Origin of the sequence: Klebsiella michiganensis, assembly GCA_000963575.1 — a bacterium.
Classification (GTDB): Bacteria; Pseudomonadota; Gammaproteobacteria; order Enterobacterales; family Enterobacteriaceae; genus Cedecea; species Cedecea michiganensis_A.
In genome coordinates this window covers 4,673,418-4,698,945 of sequence record CP011077.1, presented here as the reverse complement: position 1 = coordinate 4,698,945, position 25,528 = coordinate 4,673,418, and the positions used below count along the sequence as shown (strand labels likewise).

The window sequence follows — 25,528 nt, the reverse complement described above, 5'->3', positions numbered from 1 at the left end:
GGTTACTGATTGGCTGAACGGGAAGGGCCCCGAACGATGCAAACAGGTTGCCACAGGCAATAATCGGCAGGAATAAGCCTTATCGGCAATTCATTATTGCGGAAAACGTAATAATAGCGGGAGAGTGAAGGAACCCTCTCCCTTGTGGGAGAGGGGAAATCGCAGGGCAATTAGTGCGCAGCGGCCTCTGCGCCATGGCGGCGGTGCCTGGTGACGAAACCAAGCAACAGGCACATGACGAACACGACAGCGTACAGCCCGTTGGCGGTGTGCAGAGCTGCCAGAGGGCCGCTGTGCGCCACAATCGGGCCAGTGACGATAAAGGTCAGCATGGTGCCCACGGTGCCGCAGGTCAGGACAAAGTTAACCAGTTTTGGTGAAGACACTTTGGTCTGTTGTGAACCCAGGGTGATGATGGTGGTGTAGATGGCGCTGGAGAAGAACCCAAGCGACAGAATAAACCAGGCCAGATGTGCAGGATCACCGTGGTTGAACAGGTACATCAGCACGGTTGCTGCGCCAGCGAGCACGGTCAGAATGCGCTGCAGGTCGAAGAAACGCAGGATGAAGCTGAACGCCCACATGCCGAACATGTAAGACATCCAGAAGTCACTCACCAGCTTACCGGCATCGTTGATGCTCATGCCCAGGCCTTTGGCGTATTCCGGAACCCAGGAAATAAAGCCCAACTGGCCGAGGATGTAGCACAGCGCCGCGATGGACAGGAACAGCACGCCAATGCCCCATTTCTCTTTGGTAACAGGCTGGTCGTCTTTCTTCGCATGTTTGCCCAGCGCCGGGAACTCACAGCCCAGGGTCAACAGGAAAATAGCCACGTAGACCAGACCAATACATACGTAGACCCAGTACCAGTTGATGCTGCGCGCCAGCAGGATCGCGGCAACCATCGGGAAAATCATCCCGGCCATGCTGAAGAAGGAGTCGGTAAACAGCAGGCGGGAACCGCGCTGACGCCCTTCATACATGTGGGTGATCAGGAAGGTACCAATCGACATGGTTATCCCGCTCACCAGCCCCAGAACGAACATGGAAGCGGAGAAGATAGCCAGGTTATGACCGAAGATAAGGCCAGCGACGGCCAGCACCATCAGCAGGAAACCAAAGCGCAGCTGGGTTTTCAGCGGCACGATTTCCATCAGCCAGGCATTCAGGAAAATAGAGATTAAGATACCGGCATTAAGGAACGTAAAGGTATTACTCATGCTGGACACCGGCAGATTAAAGTACTCTGCGATGTTTCCCATCACCATCCCGGTGACGATCACCAACGCCCCGGTAAGGGCATAGGAGAAGAAGCTAATCCATAAGAGCTTGGTTCGGTTGCTGTTAGTCATAACGAGCCTGTGCAAGGAAATGTAAAGCGCATTGACAGCGCGGCGGACGGGCAGATTTTAGTCATTTGCGTGATCTATTTAAATGAATTATGAATTTATTGCTGAAATAAACTGAGTGAATCATGAAGTGCGTCACATATTTCAATCTATTTCAGCAGGTTGGCGCTGCAACTCGTTGATTTGCGTGTAAGTAAAAAACCGTAAATGGCTGGCGTCGGCTGCGGTGCCTCTTTACAATCAAGCCACTTGCTTCACTCACTGCCTTCGTAAGGAATTGTTCATGCTCAAATCGACACTGGCGGCTGTTGCAGCTGTATTCGCCCTCTCTGCGCTTTCACCTGCGGCGCTGGCTGCAAAAGGCGACCCGCACGTCCTGTTGACCACCTCGGCTGGCAATATTGAGCTTGAGTTAAATAGCCAAAAAGCGCCGATTTCGGTCAAAAACTTCGTGGATTACGTCAACAGCGGTTTTTATAACAACACCACCTTCCACCGCGTGATCCCGGGCTTTATGATTCAGGGCGGCGGCTTTACCGAAGATATGAATCAGAAGCAGCCTAACCCGCCAATTAAGAACGAAGCGGACAACGGTCTGCGTAATACTCGTGGCACCATTTCTATGGCGCGCACCGCAGACAAAGACAGCGCCACCAGCCAGTTCTTTATCAACGTGGCCGATAACGCCTTCCTGGACCATGGCCAGCGCGACTTTGGCTACGCCGTATTTGGCAAAGTGGTAAAAGGTCTGGACGTTGCCGATAAAATTTCCCAGGCACCAAGCCATGACGTCGGCCCTTACCAGAATGTGCCGACTAAACCTATCGTGATCCTATCCGCGAAGGTTCTGCCGTAAGCATGCCCGCACGGGCGTTTTTCGCCCGTGCTACCCCTTCCCTGAAGCAGAGAATTTCAATAAGTGGTGAGCCTGGCGTCGGAAAGCGACTAGAATAGCGCGTTCTTTTTTGCCCTGGAGCCGCCATGTTACTGCTTATCGACAACTATGATTCCTTCACCTGGAACCTCTACCAGTATTTTTGTGAGCTGGGTGAGGAGGTGTTGGTTAAGCGTAACGACGACATTGGGCTGGACGATATTGAGCGTCTGGCACCGCAAAAACTGGTGATCTCCCCTGGCCCCTGTACGCCGACCGAGGCGGGTATCTCACTTGCCGCAATTAATCACTTCGCCGGGCAGTTACCGATTCTTGGCGTTTGTCTTGGGCATCAGGCCATTGCGCAGGCATTTGGGGCCACTATCGTGCGGGCTGAGCAGGTGATGCACGGCAAAACCTCCTCCATTAGCCACAACGGCAGCGGCGTATTCCGCGGGCTGAATAATCCGCTGATCGTGACGCGCTATCACTCGCTGATCGTTGATCCTGACACCTTGCCTGACTGTTTTGAGGTTACGGCCTGGACGGACAAGCAGGAAATCATGGGCATCCGTCACCGCGCGCTGGATCTGGAAGGCGTGCAGTTCCACCCGGAAAGCATTCTCAGCGAGCAGGGGCATGCGCTGCTGGCGAATTTCCTCCAGAGATGAATTGTTACTTGCCTGAGTTTGGTTTTTTATGCATATTTCGTGATTATATTTTCATTCATGTCTAACGCATAAAAACGGGTGGGGAATAAATGGCAACTGAACAATCAGCGGTTACGCGGGCAACCTTCGATGAAGTGATTCTGCCGATTTATGCACCAGCAGAATTTATTCCAGTGAAAGGAAAAGGCAGCCGCGTGTGGGACTCCGCCGGGAAGGAGTACGTAGATTTCGCCGGGGGAATTGCCGTAACCGCGCTGGGACATTGTCATCCCACGCTGGTGGAGGCGCTGAAAACCCAGGGTGAAACCCTGTGGCATACCAGCAACGTCTTTACCAATGAGCCAGCCCTGAAGCTTGCCCGTAAGCTGATTGATGCCACCTTTGCCGAGCGCGTCGTCTTTATGAACTCCGGCACCGAAGCGAACGAAACGGCCTTTAAGCTGGCTCGTTACTATGCTTCGACTCGCCATAGCCCGTACAAAAGCAAAATCATCGCCTTCTACAATGCGTTTCACGGACGTTCGCTGTTCACCGTTTCCGTAGGTGGGCAGGCTAAATACTCCGACGGCTTTGGCCCTAAACCTGCCGATATTATTCATGTGCCGTATAACGATCTCGCGGCGGTGAAAGCGGTGATGGACGATCATACCTGCGCGGTGGTGGTGGAGCCGATTCAGGGCGAGGGCGGAGTAACTGCCGCGACGCCGGAATTCCTGCAGGGGCTGCGCGATTTGTGTGATGAGCACCAGGCGCTGCTGGTCTTTGACGAAGTGCAGTCCGGAATGGGGCGCACGGGCGAGCTCTTCGCTTATATCAACTACGGCGTCACTCCGGATATTTTGACCAGCGCTAAAGCGCTCGGCGGCGGTTTCCCGGTTAGCGCAATGCTGACCACCAATGAAATTGCCTCCGCGTTCCACGTAGGCAGTCACGGCTCTACCTACGGCGGTAATCCGCTGGCGTGTGCGGTGGCCGGGGCGGCTTTCGATATCATCAACACGCCAGAGGTCCTGAAAGGGGTGGCGGCCAAACGTCAGATTTTCGTTGAACAACTGCAAAAGATAAACGCACAGTTTGATCTGTTCAGCGACATTCGCGGCATGGGGCTGTTGATTGGGGCTGAGCTTAACGAGAAGTACAAAGGACGCGCCCGCGAATTTCTGTACGCCGGAGCGGCAGAAGGTGTGATGGTGTTGAACGCCGGGCCGGACGTCATGCGCTTCGCGCCTTCGCTTATTGTCGAGGACGCGGATATTCTGGCGGGGATGCAGCGTTTCGCCAACGCTGTTGCCAACGTGCTGGCGGGCTAAGGTTAACCCGAGCGCCGCAGACGGCGGCTCAGCCAGATCCCATGATGAGGCCGCTGGCGCCAGGCTACCGAGGAGATGGTATGCATGGTGTTGAGGTGGCCAATAATCCGCTGTAAATGCTGCTCCATGGTGCTTAACGGCCCCGTGGGCAGCGTATCCGATTCCAGGATATTGGCGTCGTTCGACCCGCCAGGCCCGTCATACTCCAGCCTTTGCTGGCAGCGCTGTAACCCAATTTCACACGACTGGAGATACCTTTGCGCCAGGTCCGGCGTCAGCATGTTGTGTTCGCGCGCGAGGGTGGTCATGGCGTTGATATGCTCGACGATGAACTGGCTGTGGGTCACCCACAATTTCATGTCTGCCAGGTAGTGAGAGTCAAATCCTGGCTCCTGCATCGCCTGATTGAGCGAGTTGAACAGCGCATTATGCGCCTGGTTGACCCGCATGCGTTGCCAGGCCAGCGGCGTAGGTTCAGGGTCGTTGCTTAATATCAGCCGGATAGCATCCTGATCCGCCTCCAGCGCGTCGTGGGCGTTTTGGCGCAGCAGGCCGGTTTGCCATTGTGGCCAAAGCCAGATCATACCGCCAAAGGCAATCAGGCAGCCGAGCAGGGTGTCTATCAGCCTTGGGATAATATAACTTTCTGCGCTAAGCGTGATGAGTTGCAGGGTATATACCGCCGTGACGGTAAAGCCAATGGTGGCCCAGCCGTAGCTTTTGCGGATAAACAGATAGCTCACCAGCGTAATGATTAACATCGCCAACAGGGTGTAGCTGTCCGGGACGTGGAAGTGTAGGGTGATGCCGGCGATGCACAGCCCTGCCATGGTGCCTGCCGCCCTGTGAACAATACGCACCCGTGTTGCACCGTAGCCGTTTTGCGTCACAAACATCACCGTCATCAGGATCCAGTAAGGCTTAGGCAGGTGTAGGAAGGATCCCAGCAGGCTGGCAATTGTCAGCATCACGCCTAAACGCGCGGAGCTGCGCAACGCGGAGGATTTGAACGAGAGGTAGCTTTTCAGGGCCGGGAAAAACGGCAGACGGCGTTCCCTGTCCTCCATTAAATCCCTCACGTACAGCGGCCGCTGCGTTTTCAGTACCCGAGCAATTCGGCTGAAGTGGTAATGGCAAAACTGCCCCACCGGGTTATCCGGGTTTTGACGGGCGATTTTTTCCAGCGCATCTATTTGCTTGTCCATGGTAAAGCGCGTCGGATAGCGGTGATAAAGAATATCGTCCGCCAGCACGCGCAGGCGCGCGGCGATAGTCCGGGCGTTCCAGCGGATCACGGCCTCGGCATGGCTTTGCTCAACCAGCTTTTGCACCTCCTCAGGCTGATGCAGGCTAACCGAAATGTGTTCCTGCAAATCCAGTGCGACCTGAAAAGCGCGTAACAGGCGCTTGTAGCCGTTTTGTTGGTTGGCCGACAGCATATGCAGCTGCTGATAACAGGTGGTTATTAGGTCGACGGCTTTTTGCTGGCGGGCAAGCAGCGGCGGTAGCGCCTTTTCCGGATCGGTATGCTGGGTTAGCAGGCTGTATTTTGCTTCGCAGTAGTCCGCCAGCTGGCGGTACAGCAGGCTGAGCGACTCTCTGAGCGGTTGCTCTCGCCATAGCCGGAACCAGAACCAGTTGAAGGCGCCGTACCAGATGGTGCCGAAGATATAGAGCACCATCGGTTTCCAGATAGGCATGTTGCCGGCCATGCTGAGCGTAAAAATGGCGGCAATCAGTGAGGCTGGCAGCAGGCGTGCGTGAAGTGAGCTGATTTCCGCCGTCACGCCGAGTAACAACGCCATGACTATCAATATCGCCGGTAACGGGATGTGGGTATACAGCAGCAAAAGCTGCAGGATAAGGCTGCTGACGGCGAACAGGCTGCCGCCGATAATCAAACGTTTAAAGAAGCGTTTGTGCGGTGTGTCCAGCCCGGCAATGTTGCAGCAGGCAGGGACTAACGAGAAAAGCAGACCATTTTGCAGGCTGCCAAGCATCAGGCCAATAGCCACGGGAAGACAAAGCACCAGCGTTTGCCGAAGCGCGTAGTTAACTTCCGGGTGGTAAATTAATCTCTTCCACATGGCCTAAATTGTAGAGACAAAAAAGGCGTGTTACCGAAGCGACACGCCTGATGAGCGCTAATTAACGAGTGCCGTAAACGACAATCGTTTTACCGTGTGCGGAGATGAGGTTCTGGTCTTCCAGCATTTTCAGAATACGGCCAACGGTTTCGCGGGAGCAGCCCACGATCTGACCGATTTCCTGGCGGGTGATTTTGATCTGCATCCCGTCCGGGTGGGTCATGGCGCCCGGCTGTTTAGCCAGGTTAAGTAGCGTTTGGGCGATGCGGCCAGTCACGTCGAGGAAAGCCAGGTTGCCAACTTTCTCAGAAGTGACCTGCAGGCGGCGCGCCATCTGGGAAGACAGGCGCATCAGGATGTCCGGGTTGACCTGAATCAGCTGACGGAATTTTTTATAGGAAATTTCAGCTACTTCGCAGGCTGTTTTGGCACGAACCCAGGCGCTACGCTCCTGACCTTCTTCGAACAAACCTAATTCACCAATGAAATCACCCTGATTCAGATAAGAAAGGATCATCTCCTTGCCTTCTTCATCTTTAATCAGAACAGCTACGGAGCCTTTGACGATGTAGTACAGCGTCTCCGCCTTTTCACCCTGGTGAATCAGCGTGCTCTTCGACGGATACTTATGAATGTGGCAATGAGACAAGAACCATTCGAGAGTCGGGTCTGTTTGCGGTTTGCCAAGCACCATGCGCGGTTATCCTCTGTTATAAACTGGCTACCAAAGACAAGACGCGAAACCTCTTGTCTGGCGTTGCAATCGTGAAATTTTCCCATACCCTGGGAACTGGCGGGCAGGTCACTCCTGCGGCCTGTAATTAGTCATTTCCTCTGCTTACGGCATAAACGTCTCTGTATCGCAGCAGCATCCGGATTGTTTTAGCATAGCTTTTGGTAAGTGTCTTGTATTGTCTCGTTTCAGCATGACCTGGATCGCCTTACGTTGCCAGTTTTCACGTAGACGCGTAATCTGAAAGAATATTTTCTCAACTGGAGTAGGTAAAATGCAGGCACGAGTTAAATGGGTGGAAGGCATGACCTTCCTCGGAGAATCCGCTTCTGGTCACCAAATCCTGATGGACGGTAACTCTGGGGACAAAGCACCCAGCCCGATGGAAATGCTGCTGATGGCCGCGGGCGGGTGTAGCTCAATTGACGTGGTGTCGATTCTGCAAAAAGGCCGCCATGACGTAACGGATTGTGAGGTGAAGCTGACTTCTGAGCGTCGTGAAGAAGCGCCGCGTCTGTTTACCCGCATCCATCTGCATTTTGTTGTGACCGGGAAAGAGCTGAAAGAGAGTGCGGTTGCCCGCGCCGTTGAGCTGACTGCAGAAAAATATTGCTCGGTAACGCTGATGCTTGAGAAAGCCGCGGAGATTAGCCACAGCTACGAAATTATTGAAGCGTAAAGTGAAAAGGGCGGTGTAGATACCGCCCTTGTGCCATCAGGCAATTTTTCTGCCTTCCGCCAGCCGCTGCACCAGCGGGGCCATAATCAGCTCCATCGCCAGCCCCATTTTCCCTCCCGGAACCACCAATGTATTGATGTGGGAGATAAACGAACCCTGCAGCATGGCCAGCAGATAAGGGAAATCGATATCATCCAGCCCGCGGAAGTGAATCACTACGAAGCTTTCGTCCAGCGAGGGAATTGCCCGCGCGGCAAATGGGTTAGAGGTATCAACCGTTGGAACGCGCTGGAAGTTAATATGAGTGCGTGAGAACTGGGGCGTAATGTAGTTGATGTAATCGTCCATGGAGCGCACAACGGAATCCATCACCGCTTCCCGCGAATGACCGCGTTCGCTGGTGTCTCGCACCAGTTTCTGAATCCACTCCAGGTTAACGATGGGAACCACGCCCACCAGTAAATCTACGCAGTCGGCGACGTTATGTTGAGGGGTGACCACCCCACCGTGCAAACCTTCATAAAACAGGACGTCAGTGGGCTCCGGGAGCGGCTGCCACGGGGTAAAAGTCCCCGGTACCTGATTCCACGGCACGGCTTCATCGTAGGTATGCAGGTACTTACGCGATTGTCCTTTGCCGGTCTGCCCGTATTCAATAAAGGTTTGTTCCAGCAACCCGAAGTCGTTGGCGTCCGGCCCAAAGTAGCTGATATGGCGGCCAGCATCGCGTGCCTTACGGATAGCCATGTCCATTTCAGGACGGGTATAACGGTGGAAACTGTCGCCCTCAACTTCGGCGGCACGCAGGTTGAGCTGCTGGAAAATCTTGCGAAAAGCGAGGCTGGTGGTGGTGGTTCCGGCGCCGCTGGAACCTGTTACCGCAATAACCGGGTGTTTGGCTGACATAGGGTGAAAACTCCGTGAGGTATCGGAAAAGAGGTCTGTATCTGCTCGTTATACTTTTCAGCCAGTATAGATCACCCCGCCAGTTAGCAGTCAGCCGCGAAATTGCCCGCGCGGCATAATGTTCACCGTTTCATGGAGCTCAGACCAGACCAGCACGGCTTCGCCGCTTTGTAACTGGCGCTTCACGTCGGCGACTTTTTGCGTCAGCGAGCGCTCCTGTTCACCATAATCGGTGCCTTCGCGTAATACAAAAGATTCAATCAAACTGTCGAGAGTTTCAGGGGCGAGGTCTTGCCAGGGAATGATCATTTCAGTGGTCCAGGAAGCGGGTTAGCCAGTCGGGAATACGCTGCTCAAGCCACATCTGCGGGCGCAGCGGAGTACCGCCCACAAAGCCAACGTGGCCGCCGTAAGTCGTGAGCTGGTACTGGATATTTGGCGGCAGCGTTTCGCGATCCGGGATGACATGGTGGTCCATAAACGGGTCGTCTTTAGCGTGGATAATCAGCGTTGGGGAGGCGATATCCGGCAACAGCGGCATGGCGCTGCACTGGCGATAGTAGTCCAGCGCGTCGGCAAAGCCGTGGATCTTCGAGGTAATTAAATCATCGAACTCGCGAATACGGCGCAGGCTTTTAAGTTTGCGAAGGTCGATAGGCAGCGAGCCCGGGTAGCTCTTCAGCTTGCGAGCGGCATTTTTCTTCAGCAGGTTTAGCAGGTAATGCTGATAGACGCGTGAGAAGCCCTGTTCCATGTGATAGCAGCACTGCTCAAGCATCAGCGGGGCGGAAACAATCACCCCTGCCTTCAGCGTGCAGGCCGCGCCCTGTTTGGCCATCAGGCAGGCGAGCATATTCCCGCCCAGCGAGAAGCCAACGGCAGCGGTCGGGACTTCACCGTAGCGCTGATTCAACCATTCAAGGAAGTAGGTGCCGTCTTCCGTTTCGCCAGAGTGGTAAATGCGTTCTTTACGGTTTGGCACGCCGCTGCAGCCGCGAAAATGCATCACCACGCCTAACCAGCCGCGTTTTTTCGCCGCTTCTATCATGCCGTGGGCGTAGGGGCTGTAAAGGCTGCCTTCCAGCCCGTGAAACACTACCAGACGCGGTTTGTGCCTGGCGGTTTGCGGATCTTCACTCCACGCAAGATCGACAAAATCCCCGTCCGGCATATCGAGTCGTTGCCAGTGGGGTTTGAAATTGATTCGACGACGAATCAAACGTGGGATCATGGTTTGCAGATGCGGGTTACTGAGTCCGCGCATCGGGCGGAAATCGTCACCTTCATCATGATGAATATTCAATTCTAAAGGACTTGTACTGGCCATATCACACTGTTAGTTTCGTTTAGTTCGCTAATTATTCTTCGGGTGTGGAGCACCCAATTCATGGACTTAACGCTTTTTCTTTCGATGCTGGGCTTTCTCTGGGTCGCCGCGATCACACCTGGCCCCAATAATACGCTACTTACCGCATCCGGGGCGAATTACGGTTTCTTCCGCAGCCTGCCGCTGATGATTGGCATCATGCTTGGGATGCAGTGCATTCTAGTGCTTGTTGCCTTTGGCGTGGGGAGCTTAATCCTGCTTTATCCCGCTCTGCACCTTATCCTGAAGATTGCCGGGAGCGTTTACCTTTTGTGGCTGGCCTGGAAAATTGGCACGGCGAAATACGAGCGGCTGGAAACGGATGCAGCCCCACCGTCGCCGGTGCCTTTCTGGCAAGGTGGCCTGCTGCAGGTGATTAACCCCAAAGCCTGGCTGATGGCGCTTGGCGCGGTAGCGAGTTTTAGCCTGGCGGGCGCTGCCTACCTGCATTCCGTGGCGATGATTAGCGTCGGGATTGCGCTGGTGAACATTGTGGCCGGGGTTATCTGGATAGCCTTTGGCAGCCTGATTGGCTTGCTCCTGCGTAGCCGCCGTTCCTGGGCTATTTTCAACGTCAGCATGGGCGTGTTAACCGCGGCCTGCGTGCTGCTTATCTGGCGCTGATGGTAAACCCTCTCCTCGCGAGGAGAGGGAAACTTAGCGTTTAGTCGCCCTGTAACATCTGCTCAAGCTGTTCCTGAGCGTCCAGCCACTCCATCTCGCACTCTTCCAGCGCCGACTTCACTTTTACCTGTGTTTGCAGGCATTCGTTCATCTCGGCTTTACGGCTCTGGTCGTAGATCGCGCTGTCTGCCAGTTTCTCTTCTACCTCTGCAAGCTGAGCGTTCAGCTTTTCCATCTGCTTTTCGAGTTGAGTGATTTGCTTGCGCAGCGGCTGGGTCTGTGTGCGAAGTTCGGCCTCACGGCGCTTCTGGTCCTTACGGGCCTGGGCGCTGTTGGCGTTATCCTTCGCTGCCTCAGCGGGCTGGTTTTCCTGCTTTTGCAGGTCGCTCAGCCACTGCTGGTAATCCTCGAGGTCACCATCGAAAGCTTCCACTTTGCCGTCATGTACCAGGTAGAGATCGTCCGTAGTGGAGCGCAACAGATGACGGTCGTGCGAAACCACAACCAGCGCGCCTTCAAAGTCGATTAGCGCTTCGGTCAGCGCCTGACGCATGTCAAGGTCGAGGTGGTTCGTCGGTTCATCGAGTAGCAGCAGGTTAGGACGCTGCCAGACGACCAGCGCCAGCACCAGCCTGGCTTTTTCGCCGCCGGAGAAACGCGCCGTTTGCTCAGTGACTTTATCCCCCTGGAAACCAAAGCCGCCCAGATAGTCGCGCAGCTGCTGTTCCAGCTCCCGCGGGGCAATACGAGCCAGGTGCTGAAGCGGTGATTCATCGGCACGCAGGTATTCCAGCTGATGCTGGGCGAAGTAGCCAAGCTTGATCCCTTTGGCGAGGCCAATGTCACCCTGAAGCGGCTGTAATTCACCGGCCAGCAGTTTGATTAAGGTGGATTTACCCGCCCCGTTTCGGCCCAGCAGGCCAATACGTGAACCAGGGACCAGGTTCAGTTTGATGGAGTTCAGGATCACCCGCTCACCGTAGCCTGCGCTGACTTTTTCCATCCGCAGCAGCGGGTTGGGCAGGTTTTCTGGCGCACGGAAGCTGAAGTGGAACGGGTTGTCGACGTGGGCGGGAGCAATCAGCTCCATGCGCTCCAGCATTTTCACGCGGCTTTGTGCCTGCTTGGCTTTGGAGGCTTTCGCTTTAAAGCGATCGATAAAGCTTTGCAGGTGGGCCACTTTTTGCTGCTGGCTTTCGTACATCGACTGTTGCTGAGACAGGCGAGTCGCGCGCTGGATCTCAAACGAGGAATAGTTGCCGGTGTACTCGAACATATTTTCCTGTTCGATATGAATAATTTTATCGACCACCGGATCGAGGAAGTCCCGGTCGTGAGAGATAAGAATCAAAGTGCCCTGGTAGCTTTTCAGCCAGCGTTCCAGCCAGATCACCGCGTCCAAATCGAGGTGGTTGGTCGGTTCATCAAGCAGTAGCAGATCTGAGCGACAAATCAGCGCCTGAGCAAGGTTAAGGCGCATGCGCCAGCCGCCGGAAAAATCGCTGACCGGGTGTTCCAGCTGTTCATTGCTGAAACCCAGGCCGTGGAGCAGGCTGGACGCGCGGGAGCGAATGGTCCAGGCATCTACCGCGTCCAGCTTGCCGTGCACCAGCGCAATGGCATGGCCGTCGTTGCGTTCATTTGCCGCGTTGAGTTCGGCTTCCAGCTTGCGAAATTCGCGGTCACCGTCGATGACATACTCTATCGCCGGCATAGCAAGGGCGGGGGTTTCCTGATTTACCCAGGCAAGCTGCCAGTTGCCGGGGAAGCTTGCGCTTCCGCCGTCGGCGCTTATCTCGTTTTTCAGCAACGCCAGCAGCGTGGATTTTCCACAGCCGTTTTTACCCACCAGGCCGACTTTTTGCCCGGGGTTGATGGTGGCGGTGGCGTTATCCAGCAGAACGCGGGTGCCGCGACGAATTTGTAACGAGGAGAAAACAATCATAAAGCGCCGTATGTTCAGAGTATGTTAAATTGTCATTGTAATTCGTTAACATGTCGCCTGGGCAACAGGTCGGGCTGCATGGTAGCCCAAAATAATGACTATGACGACGCCCTGGAGGGTAATGATGTCGCAGCCGCCGAAAGTTTTGCTGCTGTATGCCCATCCGGAATCCCAGGACTCGGTGGCTAACCGGGTTTTGCTCCAACCGGCTCTGCAGCTTGCAAATGTGACCGTGCACGATCTCTACGCGCACTATCCCGATTTCTTTATCGATATTTACCACGAACAGTCATTGCTGCTGGAGCATGATGTCATCGTTTTTCAACACCCTCTCTACACCTACAGCTGCCCGGCGCTGCTGAAAGAGTGGATGGACCGCGTGTTAAGCCGCGATTTTGCCAGCGGTATCGGAGGCAATGCCCTGGCGGGAAAGTACTGGCGTAGCGTGATAACCACCGGCGAGCCGGAAGGAGCCTATCGCTATGACGGCTATAACCGTTTCCCCTTAACCGAAATTTTACGCCCCTTTGAGCTCACCGCGGCGATGTGCAAGATGCACTGGCTGATGCCGATTATCGTTTACTGGGCGCGCCGGCAGTCCAGGCAGGAGCTGCAAAACCATGCCAAAGCCTATGGTGAATGGCTGGCGAATCCGCTGCCGACGGGAGGGCGCTGATGGAAGGATCTGATTTACTGCTGGCGGGGGTGCTGTTTCTCTTCGCCGCGGTGGTTGCCGTGCCGGTTGCCGCACGTTTAGGCATTGGTGCCGTACTGGGTTATTTGCTGGCTGGAATTGCCATTGGCCCCTGGGGCTTAGGTTTTATCAGCGATGTCGATGAAATTCTGCATTTCTCAGAGCTTGGCGTGGTGTTCCTGATGTTTATCATCGGCCTGGAACTGAATCCGTCGAAGCTTTGGCAACTGAGGCGCTCTATCTTTGGGGTTGGGGCGGCGCAGGTGCTGCTCAGTGCGGTTGTGCTGGCGGGCCTGCTGATGCTGACGGATTTCTCCTGGCAGGCGGCAGTGGTGGGCGGTATCGGTCTCGCAATGTCCTCCACGGCGATGGCCCTGCAGCTCATGCGCGATAAAAGCATGAACCGCAGCGAATCCGGCCAACTGGGCTTCTCGGTACTGTTGTTCCAGGACCTGGCGGTGATCCCGGCTCTGGCGCTGGTACCGCTGCTGGCGGGGAACGGCGACGATCATACCGACTGGATTAAAGTCGGCCTGAAGGCTCTGGCGTTTATCGGTATGTTATTGGGCGGGCGCTATCTGCTTCGCCCGGTTTTCCGCTTTATTGCCGGTTCCGGGGTGCGTGAGGTTTTCACCGCAGCTTCTCTTTTGTTGGTACTTGGCTCGGCGCTGTTTATGGACGCGCTTGGGTTTTCTATGGCGCTGGGGACGTTCCTGGCCGGGGTGCTGCTGGCGGAAAGTGAATATCGCCACGAGCTTGAGATCGCCATCGATCCGTTTAAAGGGCTGCTGCTGGGGCTGTTCTTTATCTCTGTTGGCATGGCGCTTAACCTGGGCGTTTTGTTCACACATCTGCTGTGGATTGCGGTAAGCGTCGTTGCGCTGGTGGCGGTGAAAGCCACAATTTTGTATGGCCTGTCGCGGGTGTATGGTTTGCGCAGCTCTGAGCGGCTGCAGTTTGCTGGGGTGCTAAGCCAGGGGGGCGAGTTTGCCTTCGTGCTGTTTTCCGCCGCGGCCTCGCAGAAGCTTTTCCAGGGCGAGCAAATGCCGCTGCTGTTGGTGACGGTGACGCTGTCGATGATGACCACGCCGCTGCTGATGAAGGGTGTTGATGCGATTCTTGCCCGGCGCTTTAATCCGGGGGATGAAACTGAGGAGACGCCTTATGTTGAGGATGACCATCCGCAGGTCATCATCGTTGGGTTTGGGCGTTTTGGTCAGGTTATTGGCCGCCTGTTGATGGCTAATAAAATGCGTATCACCGTTCTTGAACGGGATATCAGCGCCGTGAGCCTGATGAGAAAATACGGCTATAAGGTGTATTACGGTGATGCGACAGAGGTAGAGCTGCTGCGTTCAGCCGGAGCGGAAGAGGCAAAATCCATTGTTATCACCTGCAATGAGCCGGAAGATACAATGCGGATAGTCCACCTCTGTCAACAACACTTTCCACATCTGGCTATACTGGCGCGTGCCCGCGGGCGCGTTGAGGCGCATGAATTGTTGCAGGCGGGCGTTAAACTGTTCTCCCGCGAAACCTTCTCAAGCGCTCTTGAACTTGGGCGTAAGGCGTTGCTCACGCTGGGTATGCACCCGCACCAGGCGCACCGCGCTCAATTACACTTCCGCCGCCTCGATATGCGGATGTTACGCGAGCTGATGCCAATTCATACGGACAGTGCACAGATTTCCAGAGTGCGGGAGGCCCGGCGGGAGCTGGAAGATATTTTTGAGCGTGAAATGCAGCAAGAGCGTCGGCAGCTGGACGGCTGGGATGAATTTGAATAAAGGTGAAGTCAATGTCTGTGCGTAAACGTTTTATTGCCGGGGCGGTTTGCCCTAAGTGTCAGGCGAAGGATTCCCTCGCTCTGTGGCGCGAGAACAACGTTGATATCGTTGAGTGCGTTAAGTGTGGCCACCAAATGCGCGAAGCCGACAAGCAGGCTCGCGAGCACGTTCGTGAGCAGGAGCAAGTGATAGGGATTTTTCATCCCGACTAGCGAGATGAGGCAGCTTTTTTTAAGCTAGAGGGTACAGCGGCGCAGATTTCCGCTACAATCGGCGCCAGTTTTTTCCCTACGCTCGTTCAGGAGATATCATGAAAGTAGCAAAAGACCTGGTGGTCAGCCTGGCCTATCAGGTACGTACAGAAGACGGTGTGTTGGTCGATGAGTCTCCGGTGAGCGCGCCGCTGGACTACCTGCACGGTCACGGCTCCCTGATTTCTGGCCTGGAAACGGCGCTGGAAGGTCACGAAGTTGGCGACAAGTTTGACGTTGAAGTGGGCGCGAATGACGCTTACGGCCAGTACGACGAAAACCTGGTGCAGCGTGTACCGAAAGACGTCTTCATGGGCGTTGATGAGCTGCAGGTTGGTATGCGCTTTATGGCGGAAACCGATCAGGGTCCAGTCCCGGTTGAAATTACCGAAGTGGAAGACGAGCACGTTGTGGTTGACGGTAACCACATGCTGGCCGGCCAGAACCTGAAATTCAACGTGGAAGTTGTTGCTATCCGCGAAGCGACCGCTGAAGAGCTGGCCCACGGCCACGTTCACGGTGAGCACGATCATCATCACGACCACGATCACGATGGTTGCTGCGGTGGTCACGGCCACGATCACGACCATGGCCACGAGCATGGTAAAGGTGGTTGCGGCAACGGCGGCTGTGGTTGCCACTGATCGCTGTAAAAGAGAAAAGGCCGCATTAGCGGCCTTTTTTACATCTGTCATTCAGTAATGGGGCGGTGGCGTCTCTTCGGACTCCGAGGCGATCATCGACGGCTGGCTTGCCTTCAGCTTTTCAACCAGCAGGCGGAAATGCTCGCGAAGTTTGACCATCTCAAGTTCGTGCGCCGTCACGGTCTGGTTCAGCTCTTCAATCGTAATCTCCTGAAAGGCGAGACGACTCTCGAGATCTTCCAGCCGTTGTTCGGTGGATTTAGTGTGCATGGCGGTTCCTCTTTTGCCTGCGCGATGGACAATAGGTGGTGATTTTACTGAAAATGACCCAGCTTTACAGCGCAGAAGCACGTTGAAGGAAACTTCTTTAAACAAAAAGAATCTCAATTTGACTCGATAACTCGCTGAGAGATTGTGTAGATTTCTTTCACGACGTTATAGTACGTCACTTAGTTTATTTGAAACCCTGGGGTGAGAGGCCCCGGCCCTTGGAGAAATGGATGAAATCATTATTTAAAGTAACGCTTCTGGCGACCACAATGGCCGTTGCCCTTAATGCTCCTGCTTTTGCGGCACCAGCTGCTGCGAAAGATGCACCTGCTGCGGCTCAGGCTGATAGCAAAGCGGCCTTTAAGAACGACGACCAGAAAGCAGCCTATGCGCTGGGTGCATCGCTCGGGCGTTACATGGAAAACTCCCTGAAAGAGCAAGAGAAACTGGGGATCACCCTGGATAAAGCTCAGCTGATCGCGGGTGTACAGGATGCGTTTGCGGATAAGAGCAAACTGTCCGACCAGGAAATCGAACAAACTCTGCAGGCGTTCGAGACTCGCGTAAAAGCCTCTGCTCAAGAGAAAATGGAGAAAGACGCTAAAGAGAACGCGGACAAAGGTAAAGCTTTCCGTGATGCTTTCGCGAAAGAGAAAGGCGTTAAAACCTCTTCTACCGGCCTGATGTACAAAGTCGAAAAAGACGGGACTGGTGATGCGCCGAAGGATACCGATACCGTAGTGGTTAACTACAAAGGTACGCTGATCGACGGTAAAGAGTTTGATAACTCTTATACCCGCGGTGAGCCACTGTCCTTCCGTCTGGATGGTGTTATCCCGGGCTGGACTGAAGGCCTGAAAAACATCAAGAAAGGCGGCAAGATCAAGCTGGTTATTCCACCAGAGCTGGCTTACGGCAAAACCGGCGTACCGGGGATCCCTGCCAACTCTACGCTGGTGTTTGAAGTTGAGCTGCTGGACATTAAACAAGCGCCAAAAGCTGACGCTAAGCCAGCCGCTGCTGCAGATGCTAAAGCCGCTGACGCAGCTAAAAGCAAGTAATTAGCAGGTCGTTTGAGCCGCCGCCCTCCGGGCGGCGGTTTTGTTTTTGGCCCCGGCGTTTATTCCCCCCACCAGCAATGAGGAGAATAAAGACTGGAAAGCACGTCTTACGTTGTATTACCTTAGCGGGCAGCGTTTCAACTGAGTATGAGTCTGCCCTGACACCATCAAAGCGCGACAGGCTCTCTTTAGAGTAAATTGCTGACAACGTCTTTTATCCCTAACACGCTCATTTTGCGGCAATAAAAATAATGGACGAAGTCTTCTGATTTACCCCAAACGCCCGAGACCCCGTTTTCCGGACGTTTGTCATCAATCTGAGAGGGTGGTATTTTTACATGTCCAATTCGCTTTTAACCAACGAAACCAGTGAGCTAGATTTACTGGACCAGCGTCCTTTTGAGCAAACCGACTTCGAAATATTAAAATCCTATGAAGCGGTCGTGGACGGGTTAGCGATGCTGATTGGTTCCCATTGCGAAATCGTTCTGCACTCCCTGCAGGACCTGAAATGTTCAGCCATTCGTATCGCTAATGGTGAACATACCGGGCGAAAAATAGGCTCGCCAATTACCGATCTGGCCCTGCGTATGCTGCACGATATGACCGGTGCCGACAGCAGTGTCTCTAAGTGCTACTTCACTCGTGCAAAAAGCGGCGTACTGATGAAGTCGGTGACCATTGCGATCCGCAACCGTGACCAGCGCGTGATTGGTTTGCTTTGCATTAACATGAACCTCGATGTGCCGTTCTCCCAGATCATGTCGACCTTTATTCCACCAGAGACCCAGGATCAGGAAGTGCCGTCCTCGGTGAACTTTGCTTCCTCCGTGGAGGATCTGGTGATGCAAACGCTGGAATTCACGATTGAAGAAGTGAATGCCGACCGCAACGTCTCCAACAACGCCAAGAATCGCCAGATCGTACTGAACCTGTATGAAAAAGGTATTTTCGACATTAAAGATGCCATCAATCAAGTTGCCGATCGGCTGAACATTTCCAAACACACCGTTTATCTCTACATTCGTCAGTTCAAAAACGGTGACTTCCTCGGTCAGGATAAGTAATGCGCTTTGCCTTAATGGTGACTGGCCCGGCTTATGGGACGCAGCAGGCGAGCAGTGCATTACTGTTTGCTCGAGCGTTGCTGGCGGAAGGACATACGCTGGAGAGCGTTTTTTTCTACCGCGAGGGGATCTATAACGCCAATCAGTTGACCGCCCCGGCAAGCGATGAGGTTGACCTTGTTCGCGAGTGGCAGTCTCTGAACGCGCAGCACGGTGTGGCGCTGCATATCTGCGTGGCCGCGGCATTGCGTCGCGGCGTGACCGATGAAGAGCAGGCGAAAGCTTTGGGGCTCAACGTGAGTAATCTCCAGCCTGGCTTTACGCTTAGTGGCCTGGGAGCGTTGGCAGAAGCCGCGCTGACCTGCGAAAGAATGGTGCAATTCTAATGAAGCGCGTTGCTTTTGTTTTTCGATCTGCGCCGCACGGCAGCACTTCTGGCCGGGAAGGGCTGGACGCATTATTGGCCACATCGGCATTGTCAGAAGATATCGGCGTGTTCTTTATTGGCGATGGCGTTCTGCAACTGCTGCCGGGGCAGCAGCCAGCCCAGGTGCTGGCCAGAGACTACATTGCTACCTTCCGCATTTTGCCGCTGTACGACATTGAACAGTGTTTTCTTTGCGCGGCCTCAATAAGGGAGAGAGGGCTGTCGGAACGGTCATCCTGGGTTATCGATGCGGAAGTGCTTGGGCCCGATGCGCTCCGGGAAAAACTGAACCAGTACGATGTGGTACTTACCTTCTGAGGCACCTATGCTGCATACCTTACGTCAGTCACCCTTCCAGTGTGATATCACCGAGATTATGCGCCTTGTTCAGCCGGGTGACGATTTACTGCTGATTGAAGATGGCGTGATTGCCGCGTTGAATGACAGTCGGGCGCTTGAATTACTGCTTTCTGCCCCCATTACTGTTAGCGCTCTGCAAGAAGATGTTGAGGCTCGAGGCCTCTCTGCTCAAATTTCGTCCAAAGTTGAGCGTGTCGGCTATACTGATTTCGTCAGATTAACGATAAAACATAGCCAGCAGTTCGCCTGGTGAAGGCGGATCGCTGTATATTTCTTGACACCTTTTCGGCTCAGCCCTAAAATTCTGCGTCCTCATATTATATGAGGCCGTTTTATTACGTGTTTACGAAGCAAAAGCTAAAACCAGGAGCTATTTAATGGCAACAGTTAACCAGCTGGTTCGCAAACCACGCGTACGCAAAGTTGCAAAAAGCAACGTGCCTGCGCTGGAAGCTTGCCCGCAAAAACGTGGTGTATGTACCCGTGTATATACCACCACTCCTAAAAAACCAAACTCCGCACTGCGTAAAGTTTGCCGTGTGCGTTTGACTAACGGTTTTGAAGTCACCTCCTACATCGGCGGTGAAGGTCACAACCTGCAGGAACACTCCGTGATCCTGATCCGTGGTGGTCGTGTTAAAGACCTGCCAGGTGTTCGCTACCACACCGTTCGTGGTGCGCTTGACTGCTCCGGCGTTAAAGACCGTAAGCAATCTCGCTCCAAGTATGGCGTGAAGCGTCCTAAGGCTTAATGGTTCTCCGTTAAGTAAGGCCAAACGTTTTAAATTAATGTCAAAATAAACTCTTTGAGTTTTGGACAATCCTGAATTAACAACGGAGTATTCCTATGCCACGTCGTCGCGTGATTGGTCAGCGTAAAATTCTGCCGGATCCTAAGTTCGGATCAGAGCTGCTGGCTAAATTTGTAAATATCCTGATGGTAGATGGTAAAAAATCTACTGCAGAATCTATCGTTTATACCGCGCTGGAAACCCTGGCTCAGCGTTCTGGTAAAAACGAGCTGGAAGCTTTCGAAGTCGCTCTGGACAACGTCCGTCCGACCGTCGAAGTTAAGTCCCGCCGCGTAGGTGGTTCTACTTACCAGGTTCCAGTTGAAGTTCGTCCGGTTCGTCGTAATGCTCTGGCAATGCGTTGGATCGTAGAAGCTGCTCGTAAACGCGGTGATAAATCCATGGCTCTTCGCCTGGCGAATGAACTGTCTGATGCTGCAGAAAACAAAGGCACTGCAGTGAAGAAACGTGAAGACGTTCACCGTATGGCTGAAGCCAACAAGGCGTTCGCTCACTACCGTTGGTAATAAATCCTTCGTAGTGTTACCCAAGCGGGCGCTTCATGAAGCTGCCCGCTTTGGGTTACTTAACTTGAACGTCCCAGGATATAGAGGAATCAAATGGCTCGTACAACACCCATTGCACGCTACCGTAACATCGGTATCAGTGCACACATCGACGCCGGTAAAACCACGACTACCGAACGTATTCTGTTCTACACCGGTGTAAACCACAAAATCGGTGAAGTTCATGACGGCGCTGCAACCATGGACTGGATGGAGCAGGAGCAGGAGCGTGGTATCACCATTACCTCCGCTGCAACTACTGCATTCTGGTCTGGTATGGCTAAGCAGTATGAACCGCACCGCGTAAACATCATCGACACCCCAGGGCACGTTGACTTCACCATCGAAGTAGAACGTTCCATGCGTGTTCTTGACGGTGCAGTAATGGTTTACTGCGCAGTTGGTGGTGTTCAGCCACAGTCTGAAACCGTATGGCGTCAGGCTAACAAATACAAAGTTCCACGCATCGCGTTCGTTAACAAAATGGACCGTATGGGTGCAAACTTCCTGAAAGTTGTAGGCCAGATCAAATCCCGCCTGGGCGCGAACCCTGTTCCGCTTCAGCTGGCGATTGGTGCTGAAGAAGGTTTCACCGGCGTTATCGACCTGGTGAAAATGAAAGCCATCAACTGGAACGATGCAGATCAGGGCGTTACCTTCGAATACGAAGATATCCCAGCTGACATGCAGGACCTGGCTGACGAATGGCACCAGAACCTGATCGAGTCCGCTGCAGAAGCCTCTGAAGAGCTGATGGAAAAATACCTGGGCGGCGAAGAGCTGACCGAGGAAGAAATCAAGAAAGCTCTGCGTCAGCGCGTTCTGAACAACGAAATCATCCTGGTTACCTGTGGTTCTGCATTTAAGAACAAAGGTGTTCAGGCGATGCTGGATGCGGTAATCGATTACCTGCCAGCACCAACCGACGTACCGGCAATCAACGGTATTCTGGATGACGGTAAAGACACTCCGGCTGAGCGTCACGCAACTGACGACGAGCCGTTTGCTGCTCTGGCATTCAAAATCGCAACTGACCCGTTCGTAGGTAACCTGACCTTCTTCCGCGTTTACTCCGGCGTTGTTAACTCCGGCGATACCGTGCTGAACTCCGTTAAAGCTGCTCGTGAGCGCTTTGGCCGTATCGTTCAGATGCACGCTAACAAACGTGAAGAGATCAAAGAAGTTCGCGCGGGTGATATCGCGGCTGCTATCGGTCTGAAAGACGTAACTACTGGTGACACCCTGTGTGATCCAGATTCGCCTATCATTCTGGAGCGTATGGAATTCCCTGAGCCGGTAATCTCCATCGCCGTTGAACCAAAAACCAAAGCTGACCAGGAAAAAATGGGTCTGGCTCTGGGCCGTCTGGCTAAAGAAGACCCATCATTCCGCGTATGGACTGATGAAGAATCTAACCAGACCATCATCGCCGGTATGGGTGAGCTGCACCTCGACATCATCGTTGACCGTATGAAGCGTGAATTCAACGTTGAAGCGAACGTCGGTAAACCTCAGGTTGCTTACCGTGAAGCAATTCGCGCGAAAGTTACCGATATCGAAGGTAAACACGCCAAGCAGTCTGGTGGTCGTGGTCAGTACGGTCATGTTGTTATCGACATGTACCCACTGGAGCCGGGCTCTAACCCTAAAGGTTACGAGTTCATCAACGACATCAAAGGTGGCGTAATTCCTGGCGAATACGTTCCTGCCGTTGATAAAGGCATCCAGGAGCAGCTGAAATCTGGTCCACTGGCGGGTTACCCGGTTGTTGATCTCGGCGTGCGTCTGCACTTCGGTTCTTACCATGACGTTGACTCCTCCGAACTGGCGTTTAAACTGGCCGCTTCTATTGCCTTCAAAGATGGCTTTAAGAAAGCAAAACCAGTTCTGCTTGAGCCTATCATGAAGGTTGAAGTTGAAACTCCGGAAGAGAACACTGGTGACGTTATCGGTGACCTTAGCCGTCGTCGTGGTCAGCTGAAAGGCCAGGAATCTAACGCTACTGGCGTACAGATTCATGCTGAAGTTCCGTTGTCTGAAATGTTCGGGTACGCAACTCAGCTGCGTTCTCTGACCAAAGGTCGTGCATCTTACTCCATGGAATTCCTGAAGTATGATGACGCACCTAACAACGTTGCTCAGGCCGTAATCGAAGCTCGTGGCAAATAAGCCAACGCTTTTAACACAATGATCCCGTGCTCTCTCCGAACGGTGAGAGCACAATAGTAAGGAATATAGCCGTGTCTAAAGAAAAATTTGAACGTACAAAACCGCACGTTAACGTTGGTACTATCGGCCACGTTGACCACGGTAAAACCACTCTGACTGCTGCAATCACTACCGTTCTGGCTAAAACCTACGGTGGTTCTGCTCGTGCATTCGACCAGATCGATAACGCACCAGAAGAAAAAGCTCGTGGTATCACCATCAACACCTCCCACGTTGAATACGACACCCCGACTCGTCACTACGCGCACGTTGACTGCCCAGGGCACGCCGACTACGTGAAAAACATGATCACCGGTGCTGCTCAGATGGACGGCGCTATCCTGGTTGTTGCTGCGACTGACGGCCCTATGCCTCAGACCCGTGAGCACATCCTGCTGGGTCGCCAGGTTGGCGTTCCATACATCATCGTGTTCCTGAACAAATGTGACATGGTTGATGACGAAGAGCTGCTGGAACTGGTTGAAATGGAAGTTCGTGAACTTCTGTCTCAGTACGACTTCCCAGGCGATGACACTCCAATCATCCGTGGTTCTGCTCTGAAAGCGCTGGAAGGCGAAGCAGAGTGGGAAGCTAAAATCGTTGAACTGGCTGGCTTCCTGGATTCTTACATCCCAGAACCAGTACGTGCAATCGACCTGCCGTTCCTGCTGCCAATCGAAGACGTATTCTCCATCTCCGGTCGTGGTACTGTAGTTACCGGTCGTGTAGAGCGCGGTATCGTTAAAGTTGGTGAAGAAGTTGAAATCGTTGGTATCAAAGATACTGCGAAATCTACCTGTACCGGCGTTGAAATGTTCCGCAAACTGCTGGACGAAGGCCGTGCTGGTGAGAACGTAGGTGTTCTGCTGCGTGGTATCAAACGTGAAGAAATCGAACGTGGTCAGGTACTGGCTAAGCCAGGCTCTATCAAGCCACACACCAAGTTCGAATCTGAAGTGTACATCCTGTCCAAAGACGAAGGCGGCCGTCATACTCCGTTCTTCAAAGGCTACCGTCCACAGTTCTACTTCCGTACAACTGACGTGACCGGTACCATCGAACTGCCAGAAGGCGTAGAGATGGTAATGCCAGGCGACAACATCAAAATGGTTGTTACCCTGATCCACCCAATCGCGATGGACGACGGTCTGCGTTTCGCAATCCGTGAAGGCGGCCGTACCGTTGGCGCTGGTGTTGTTGCTAAAGTTCTGAGCTAATCCTCTGATACTTTAATGCAATAGTGAAAAGGGCATCTTAGGATGCCCTTTTTTATGCCTGAAATTTGCTACTTGCGCGGAAAAGTTCTCTCTTACCGCCGTTAGCGTCGATTTTTGCATTTGATTACCATTCTCTGCATTCTGCCTCGCTGCATCCCTTGTAAAGCCAATCATTCTCATTTACAATTTGCGCAGTTTTTGAGCGGGAGTGATCATGTACGTTTGCTTGTGTAACGGTGTAAGCGATAAGACAATTCGTCAGGCGGTGCGACAACATCATCCGCAGTCTTTTCAGCAGCTTAGAAAGTTTATCCCGGTTGGGAATCAGTGCGGTAAGTGCGTTCGCCAGGCGCGTGAAATCATGCAAGACGAACTGATGCAGATCCCGGAATTTAAAGAGATCGCCTAAAACACGCTCATTTTTTTGACTTACACTGCACGACATCTACGCTTCAATAAGTGGAAGCGGAGGATGTCAAAATGAAAGGTGATGTTAAGATAATAAATTATCTCAATAAATTATTGGGAAACGAGCTTGTCGCGATTAACCAGTATTTTCTGCATGCCCGCATGTTCAAAAACTGGGGATTAAAACGTCTCAACGACGTCGAGTATCACGAGTCAATCGATGAGATGAAGCACGCCGATAAGTACATCGAGCGTATTCTTTTCCTCGAAGGCATTCCAAATCTGCAGGACCTGGGTAAGTTGGGTATTGGGGAAGATGTCGAAGAGATGCTTCGGTCAGACCTCAAGCTGGAACTCGATGGTGCTAAAGATTTGCGTGAAGCTATCGCCTATGCCGATAAAGTTCATGATTATGTAAGTCGCGATCTGATGATCGAAATTCTGGCCGATGAAGAAGGCCATATCGACTGGCTCGAAACCGAACTGGATTTAATCCAGAAGCTGGGTATCCAGAACTATCTGCAGGCCCAGATACGGGAAGAGTAAGACTCGCGTTGCCAGGACAGAGGGGCTCCCCTCTGTCTTCTTTGATAGCTCATCCAAACACCTGCCAGCAAAAATTCCCCCAGCCCGAGAGAGCAAGCCATGGGCCAAAAGGCATTGCAATGATTTCACGGCGCCTGAGCAGATAAAGCATTCCGGCATAAACCATGCCCAGAGAAGAGGCGCCGACGATGATGAGGGGTAAATGCTGCCAGTGGCTCCAGGCACCAATTGCCGCCAGCAGTTTGAAATCACCATAACCCAACCCTTCTTTACCGGTAGCCAAACGGAATAATTGAAAGGTAACCCACAGGAAAAGGTAGCCGGCTATCGCCCCGAATACGGCGTGATGAACATGGTGGGGGTTTACCAGACTATGGAACAGCAATCCCAGCCACAGTAAGGGGAGGGTAAGCCCGTCAGGAAGCTGCATAGTTTTGAAATCAACAATGCTTAGTACTAATGCGAAGCTAAAATAAAGCCCCGCGGCGGCGGGGAGCATCCAGGCAATCTCTATATTGGTCAGTACCATCTTCTTATCCCGGTAAGATTGAAGCCATGGGATGCTACGCCGTTGCACCGGTCAAACCTATCAACCCCTGAATTTGGCGTGTGGTACTGCGCGATGCCTCGCAGATGTGGGGCCAAAAGAGCTTGAAACTCACTAAATGAAGGATGCCGGTGAAA

Annotated in this window: 29 protein-coding genes; 20 read left to right on the top strand and 9 right to left on the bottom strand. The window is 53.4% G+C overall.

The features are described 5' to 3' along the window. Positions 1–170 precede the first annotated feature (170 nt). Positions 171–1,355 carry a transporter gene (locus VW41_21895; protein ID AJZ91482.1) on the bottom strand — a complete coding sequence of 395 codons (1,185 nt, stop codon included), beginning with the start codon at positions 1,353–1,355 and terminating at the stop codon, positions 171–173. Positions 1,356–1,635: 280 nt separating this feature from the next. On the opposite strand from VW41_21895, the gene VW41_21890 reads away from it, so the two are divergent. From VW41_21890 to argD, 3 genes are all read left to right on the top strand, one after another. Continuing rightward, positions 1,636–2,208, top strand: a complete 573-nt coding sequence (locus VW41_21890) for a peptidylprolyl isomerase (protein ID AJZ91481.1) — start codon at positions 1,636–1,638, stop codon at positions 2,206–2,208. A 125-nt stretch (positions 2,209–2,333) separates the two neighbouring features. Further along, the gene (locus tag VW41_21885; GenBank protein AJZ91480.1) at positions 2,334–2,897 is read left to right on the top strand and encodes an anthranilate synthase component II; all 564 of its coding nucleotides are present in this window, start codon (positions 2,334–2,336) and stop codon (positions 2,895–2,897) included. A gap of 89 nt (positions 2,898–2,986) precedes the next feature. Further along, positions 2,987–4,207 carry an acetylornithine aminotransferase gene (argD, locus tag VW41_21880; protein ID AJZ91479.1) on the top strand — a complete coding sequence of 407 codons (1,221 nt, stop codon included), beginning with the start codon at positions 2,987–2,989 and terminating at the stop codon, positions 4,205–4,207. 2 nt (positions 4,208–4,209) lie between these two features. On the opposite strand, the gene VW41_21875 is transcribed toward argD, so the two are convergent. After that, the gene (locus tag VW41_21875; GenBank protein ID AJZ91478.1) at positions 4,210–6,294 is read right to left on the bottom strand and encodes a membrane protein; all 2,085 of its coding nucleotides are present in this window, start codon (positions 6,292–6,294) and stop codon (positions 4,210–4,212) included. A gap of 61 nt (positions 6,295–6,355) precedes the next feature. Further along, positions 6,356–6,988, bottom strand: a complete 633-nt coding sequence (locus VW41_21870; GenBank protein ID AJZ91477.1) for a Crp/Fnr family transcriptional regulator — start codon at positions 6,986–6,988, stop codon at positions 6,356–6,358. A 313-nt stretch (positions 6,989–7,301) separates the two neighbouring features. On the opposite strand from VW41_21870, the gene VW41_21865 reads away from it, so the two are divergent. Next, positions 7,302–7,706 (top strand): hypothetical protein, encoded by a 405-nt coding sequence (locus VW41_21865; protein ID AJZ91476.1) that lies wholly within the window; start codon positions 7,302–7,304, stop codon positions 7,704–7,706. Between the two features lie 36 nt (positions 7,707–7,742). Here the strand turns inward: VW41_21865 and VW41_21860 are convergent, their stop codons facing one another. The 3 genes from VW41_21860 to VW41_21850 form a co-directional block, all read right to left on the bottom strand. Then, a complete protein-coding gene (locus VW41_21860) occupies positions 7,743–8,612 on the bottom strand; it encodes a phosphoribulokinase (GenBank protein ID AJZ91475.1) in 870 nt (289 codons plus the stop codon). A gap of 90 nt (positions 8,613–8,702) precedes the next feature. After that, the gene (locus VW41_21855) at positions 8,703–8,921 is read right to left on the bottom strand and encodes a hypothetical protein (GenBank protein AJZ91474.1); all 219 of its coding nucleotides are present in this window, start codon (positions 8,919–8,921) and stop codon (positions 8,703–8,705) included. A gap of 1 nt (position 8,922) precedes the next feature. Then, on the bottom strand, positions 8,923–9,939 hold the full coding sequence (locus tag VW41_21850) for a hydrolase (protein ID AJZ91473.1): 1,017 nt from the start codon (positions 9,937–9,939) through the stop codon (positions 8,923–8,925). Between the two features lie 60 nt (positions 9,940–9,999). Between VW41_21850 and VW41_21845 the strand changes: the two genes are divergently transcribed. Then, on the top strand, positions 10,000–10,602 hold the full coding sequence (locus VW41_21845; protein ID AJZ91472.1) for an alcohol dehydrogenase: 603 nt from the start codon (positions 10,000–10,002) through the stop codon (positions 10,600–10,602). A 40-nt stretch (positions 10,603–10,642) separates the two neighbouring features. Here the strand turns inward: VW41_21845 and VW41_21840 are convergent, their stop codons facing one another. Then, positions 10,643–12,547, bottom strand: a complete 1,905-nt coding sequence (locus VW41_21840) for an ABC transporter ATP-binding protein (protein AJZ91471.1) — start codon at positions 12,545–12,547, stop codon at positions 10,643–10,645. Positions 12,548–12,668: 121 nt separating this feature from the next. On the opposite strand from VW41_21840, the gene VW41_21835 reads away from it, so the two are divergent. The 4 genes from VW41_21835 to VW41_21820 all read left to right on the top strand — a co-directional run bounded on the left by VW41_21835 (position 12,669) and on the right by VW41_21820 (position 15,923). Next, complete coding sequence (locus VW41_21835) at positions 12,669–13,223, top strand: potassium transporter KefG (GenBank protein ID AJZ91470.1); 555 nt, start codon at positions 12,669–12,671, stop codon at positions 13,221–13,223. Then, positions 13,223–15,028 carry a potassium transporter KefB gene (locus VW41_21830; protein AJZ92048.1) on the top strand — a complete coding sequence of 602 codons (1,806 nt, stop codon included), beginning with the start codon at positions 13,223–13,225 and terminating at the stop codon, positions 15,026–15,028. The genes VW41_21835 and VW41_21830 overlap by 1 nt, the downstream gene beginning before the upstream one ends. Before the next feature lie 11 nt (positions 15,029–15,039). Beyond that, positions 15,040–15,240: a hypothetical protein gene (locus VW41_21825; GenBank protein AJZ91469.1), complete on the top strand. Its 201-nt coding sequence runs from the start codon at positions 15,040–15,042 to the stop codon at positions 15,238–15,240. Between the two features lie 98 nt (positions 15,241–15,338). Further along, on the top strand, positions 15,339–15,923 hold the full coding sequence (locus VW41_21820) for a peptidylprolyl isomerase (GenBank protein ID AJZ91468.1): 585 nt from the start codon (positions 15,339–15,341) through the stop codon (positions 15,921–15,923). A 51-nt stretch (positions 15,924–15,974) separates the two neighbouring features. Here VW41_21820 and VW41_21815 read toward each other — a convergent pair whose 3' ends face one another. Then, a complete protein-coding gene (locus tag VW41_21815; GenBank protein ID AJZ91467.1) occupies positions 15,975–16,193 on the bottom strand; it encodes a lysis protein in 219 nt (72 codons plus the stop codon). Between the two features lie 230 nt (positions 16,194–16,423). On the opposite strand from VW41_21815, the gene VW41_21810 reads away from it, so the two are divergent. The 11 genes from VW41_21810 to VW41_21760 all read left to right on the top strand — a co-directional run bounded on the left by VW41_21810 (position 16,424) and on the right by VW41_21760 (position 24,844). Next, positions 16,424–17,254, top strand: coding sequence for a peptidylprolyl isomerase (locus VW41_21810; protein ID AJZ91466.1), 831 nt, complete (start codon positions 16,424–16,426; stop codon positions 17,252–17,254). Positions 17,255–17,592: 338 nt separating this feature from the next. Further along, the gene (locus VW41_21805) at positions 17,593–18,321 is read left to right on the top strand and encodes a hypothetical protein (protein AJZ91465.1); all 729 of its coding nucleotides are present in this window, start codon (positions 17,593–17,595) and stop codon (positions 18,319–18,321) included. Continuing rightward, the gene (locus VW41_21800; protein AJZ91464.1) at positions 18,321–18,707 is read left to right on the top strand and encodes a sulfur transfer complex subunit TusD; all 387 of its coding nucleotides are present in this window, start codon (positions 18,321–18,323) and stop codon (positions 18,705–18,707) included. Before VW41_21805 ends, VW41_21800 begins: the two co-directional genes overlap by 1 nt. Beyond that, on the top strand, positions 18,707–19,066 hold the full coding sequence (locus VW41_21795) for a sulfur relay protein TusC (GenBank protein AJZ91463.1): 360 nt from the start codon (positions 18,707–18,709) through the stop codon (positions 19,064–19,066). The genes VW41_21800 and VW41_21795 overlap by 1 nt, the downstream gene beginning before the upstream one ends. Before the next feature lie 7 nt (positions 19,067–19,073). Beyond that, entirely contained in the window at positions 19,074–19,361 is a 288-nt protein-coding gene (locus tag VW41_21790) for a sulfur transfer complex subunit TusB (protein AJZ91462.1), read from the top strand. A gap of 124 nt (positions 19,362–19,485) precedes the next feature. Then, positions 19,486–19,860: a 30S ribosomal protein S12 gene (locus tag VW41_21785; protein ID AJZ91461.1), complete on the top strand. Its 375-nt coding sequence runs from the start codon at positions 19,486–19,488 to the stop codon at positions 19,858–19,860. Between the two features lie 95 nt (positions 19,861–19,955). Further along, positions 19,956–20,426: a 30S ribosomal protein S7 gene (locus VW41_21780; protein AJZ91460.1), complete on the top strand. Its 471-nt coding sequence runs from the start codon at positions 19,956–19,958 to the stop codon at positions 20,424–20,426. Between the two features lie 93 nt (positions 20,427–20,519). Next, positions 20,520–22,634: an elongation factor G gene (fusA, locus tag VW41_21775; GenBank protein AJZ91459.1), complete on the top strand. Its 2,115-nt coding sequence runs from the start codon at positions 20,520–20,522 to the stop codon at positions 22,632–22,634. Between the two features lie 71 nt (positions 22,635–22,705). Further along, entirely contained in the window at positions 22,706–23,890 is a 1,185-nt protein-coding gene (tuf, locus tag VW41_21770) for an elongation factor Tu (protein AJZ91458.1), read from the top strand. 214 nt (positions 23,891–24,104) lie between these two features. Continuing rightward, positions 24,105–24,299: a bacterioferritin-associated ferredoxin gene (locus tag VW41_21765; GenBank protein AJZ91457.1), complete on the top strand. Its 195-nt coding sequence runs from the start codon at positions 24,105–24,107 to the stop codon at positions 24,297–24,299. 71 nt (positions 24,300–24,370) lie between these two features. Next, complete coding sequence (locus VW41_21760; GenBank protein AJZ91456.1) at positions 24,371–24,844, top strand: bacterioferritin; 474 nt, start codon at positions 24,371–24,373, stop codon at positions 24,842–24,844. A 49-nt stretch (positions 24,845–24,893) separates the two neighbouring features. Here VW41_21760 and VW41_21755 read toward each other — a convergent pair whose 3' ends face one another. Next, on the bottom strand, positions 24,894–25,373 hold the full coding sequence (locus VW41_21755; protein ID AJZ91455.1) for a hypothetical protein: 480 nt from the start codon (positions 25,371–25,373) through the stop codon (positions 24,894–24,896). Positions 25,374–25,528 lie beyond the last annotated feature (155 nt).

What these genes read in the sequence shown, in the direction of transcription:
- VW41_21895 (AJZ91482.1), bottom strand. Translation starts at nt 1,355, where the DNA reads ATGACTAACAGCAACCGAACCAAGCTCTTATGGATTAGCTTCTTCTCC.
- VW41_21890 (AJZ91481.1), top strand. Translation starts at nt 1,636, where the DNA reads ATGCTCAAATCGACACTGGCGGCTGTTGCAGCTGTATTCGCCCTCTCT.
- VW41_21885 (AJZ91480.1), top strand. Translation starts at nt 2,334, where the DNA reads ATGTTACTGCTTATCGACAACTATGATTCCTTCACCTGGAACCTCTAC.
- argD (AJZ91479.1), top strand. Translation starts at nt 2,987, where the DNA reads ATGGCAACTGAACAATCAGCGGTTACGCGGGCAACCTTCGATGAAGTG.
- VW41_21875 (AJZ91478.1), bottom strand. Translation starts at nt 6,294, where the DNA reads ATGTGGAAGAGATTAATTTACCACCCGGAAGTTAACTACGCGCTTCGG.
- VW41_21870 (AJZ91477.1), bottom strand. Translation starts at nt 6,988, where the DNA reads ATGGTGCTTGGCAAACCGCAAACAGACCCGACTCTCGAATGGTTCTTG.
- VW41_21865 (AJZ91476.1), top strand. Translation starts at nt 7,302, where the DNA reads ATGCAGGCACGAGTTAAATGGGTGGAAGGCATGACCTTCCTCGGAGAA.
- VW41_21860 (AJZ91475.1), bottom strand. Translation starts at nt 8,612, where the DNA reads ATGTCAGCCAAACACCCGGTTATTGCGGTAACAGGTTCCAGCGGCGCC.
- VW41_21855 (AJZ91474.1), bottom strand. Translation starts at nt 8,921, where the DNA reads ATGATCATTCCCTGGCAAGACCTCGCCCCTGAAACTCTCGACAGTTTG.
- VW41_21850 (AJZ91473.1), bottom strand. Translation starts at nt 9,939, where the DNA reads ATGGCCAGTACAAGTCCTTTAGAATTGAATATTCATCATGATGAAGGT.
- VW41_21845 (AJZ91472.1), top strand. Translation starts at nt 10,000, where the DNA reads ATGGACTTAACGCTTTTTCTTTCGATGCTGGGCTTTCTCTGGGTCGCC.
- VW41_21840 (AJZ91471.1), bottom strand. Translation starts at nt 12,547, where the DNA reads ATGATTGTTTTCTCCTCGTTACAAATTCGTCGCGGCACCCGCGTTCTG.
- VW41_21835 (AJZ91470.1), top strand. Translation starts at nt 12,669, where the DNA reads ATGATGTCGCAGCCGCCGAAAGTTTTGCTGCTGTATGCCCATCCGGAA.
- VW41_21830 (AJZ92048.1), top strand. Translation starts at nt 13,223, where the DNA reads ATGGAAGGATCTGATTTACTGCTGGCGGGGGTGCTGTTTCTCTTCGCC.
- VW41_21825 (AJZ91469.1), top strand. Translation starts at nt 15,040, where the DNA reads ATGTCTGTGCGTAAACGTTTTATTGCCGGGGCGGTTTGCCCTAAGTGT.
- VW41_21820 (AJZ91468.1), top strand. Translation starts at nt 15,339, where the DNA reads ATGAAAGTAGCAAAAGACCTGGTGGTCAGCCTGGCCTATCAGGTACGT.
- VW41_21815 (AJZ91467.1), bottom strand. Translation starts at nt 16,193, where the DNA reads ATGCACACTAAATCCACCGAACAACGGCTGGAAGATCTCGAGAGTCGT.
- VW41_21810 (AJZ91466.1), top strand. Translation starts at nt 16,424, where the DNA reads ATGAAATCATTATTTAAAGTAACGCTTCTGGCGACCACAATGGCCGTT.
- VW41_21805 (AJZ91465.1), top strand. Translation starts at nt 17,593, where the DNA reads ATGTCCAATTCGCTTTTAACCAACGAAACCAGTGAGCTAGATTTACTG.
- VW41_21800 (AJZ91464.1), top strand. Translation starts at nt 18,321, where the DNA reads ATGCGCTTTGCCTTAATGGTGACTGGCCCGGCTTATGGGACGCAGCAG.
- VW41_21795 (AJZ91463.1), top strand. Translation starts at nt 18,707, where the DNA reads ATGAAGCGCGTTGCTTTTGTTTTTCGATCTGCGCCGCACGGCAGCACT.
- VW41_21790 (AJZ91462.1), top strand. Translation starts at nt 19,074, where the DNA reads ATGCTGCATACCTTACGTCAGTCACCCTTCCAGTGTGATATCACCGAG.
- VW41_21785 (AJZ91461.1), top strand. Translation starts at nt 19,486, where the DNA reads ATGGCAACAGTTAACCAGCTGGTTCGCAAACCACGCGTACGCAAAGTT.
- VW41_21780 (AJZ91460.1), top strand. Translation starts at nt 19,956, where the DNA reads ATGCCACGTCGTCGCGTGATTGGTCAGCGTAAAATTCTGCCGGATCCT.
- fusA (AJZ91459.1), top strand. Translation starts at nt 20,520, where the DNA reads ATGGCTCGTACAACACCCATTGCACGCTACCGTAACATCGGTATCAGT.
- VW41_21765 (AJZ91457.1), top strand. Translation starts at nt 24,105, where the DNA reads ATGTACGTTTGCTTGTGTAACGGTGTAAGCGATAAGACAATTCGTCAG.
- VW41_21760 (AJZ91456.1), top strand. Translation starts at nt 24,371, where the DNA reads ATGAAAGGTGATGTTAAGATAATAAATTATCTCAATAAATTATTGGGA.
- VW41_21755 (AJZ91455.1), bottom strand. Translation starts at nt 25,373, where the DNA reads ATGGTACTGACCAATATAGAGATTGCCTGGATGCTCCCCGCCGCCGCG.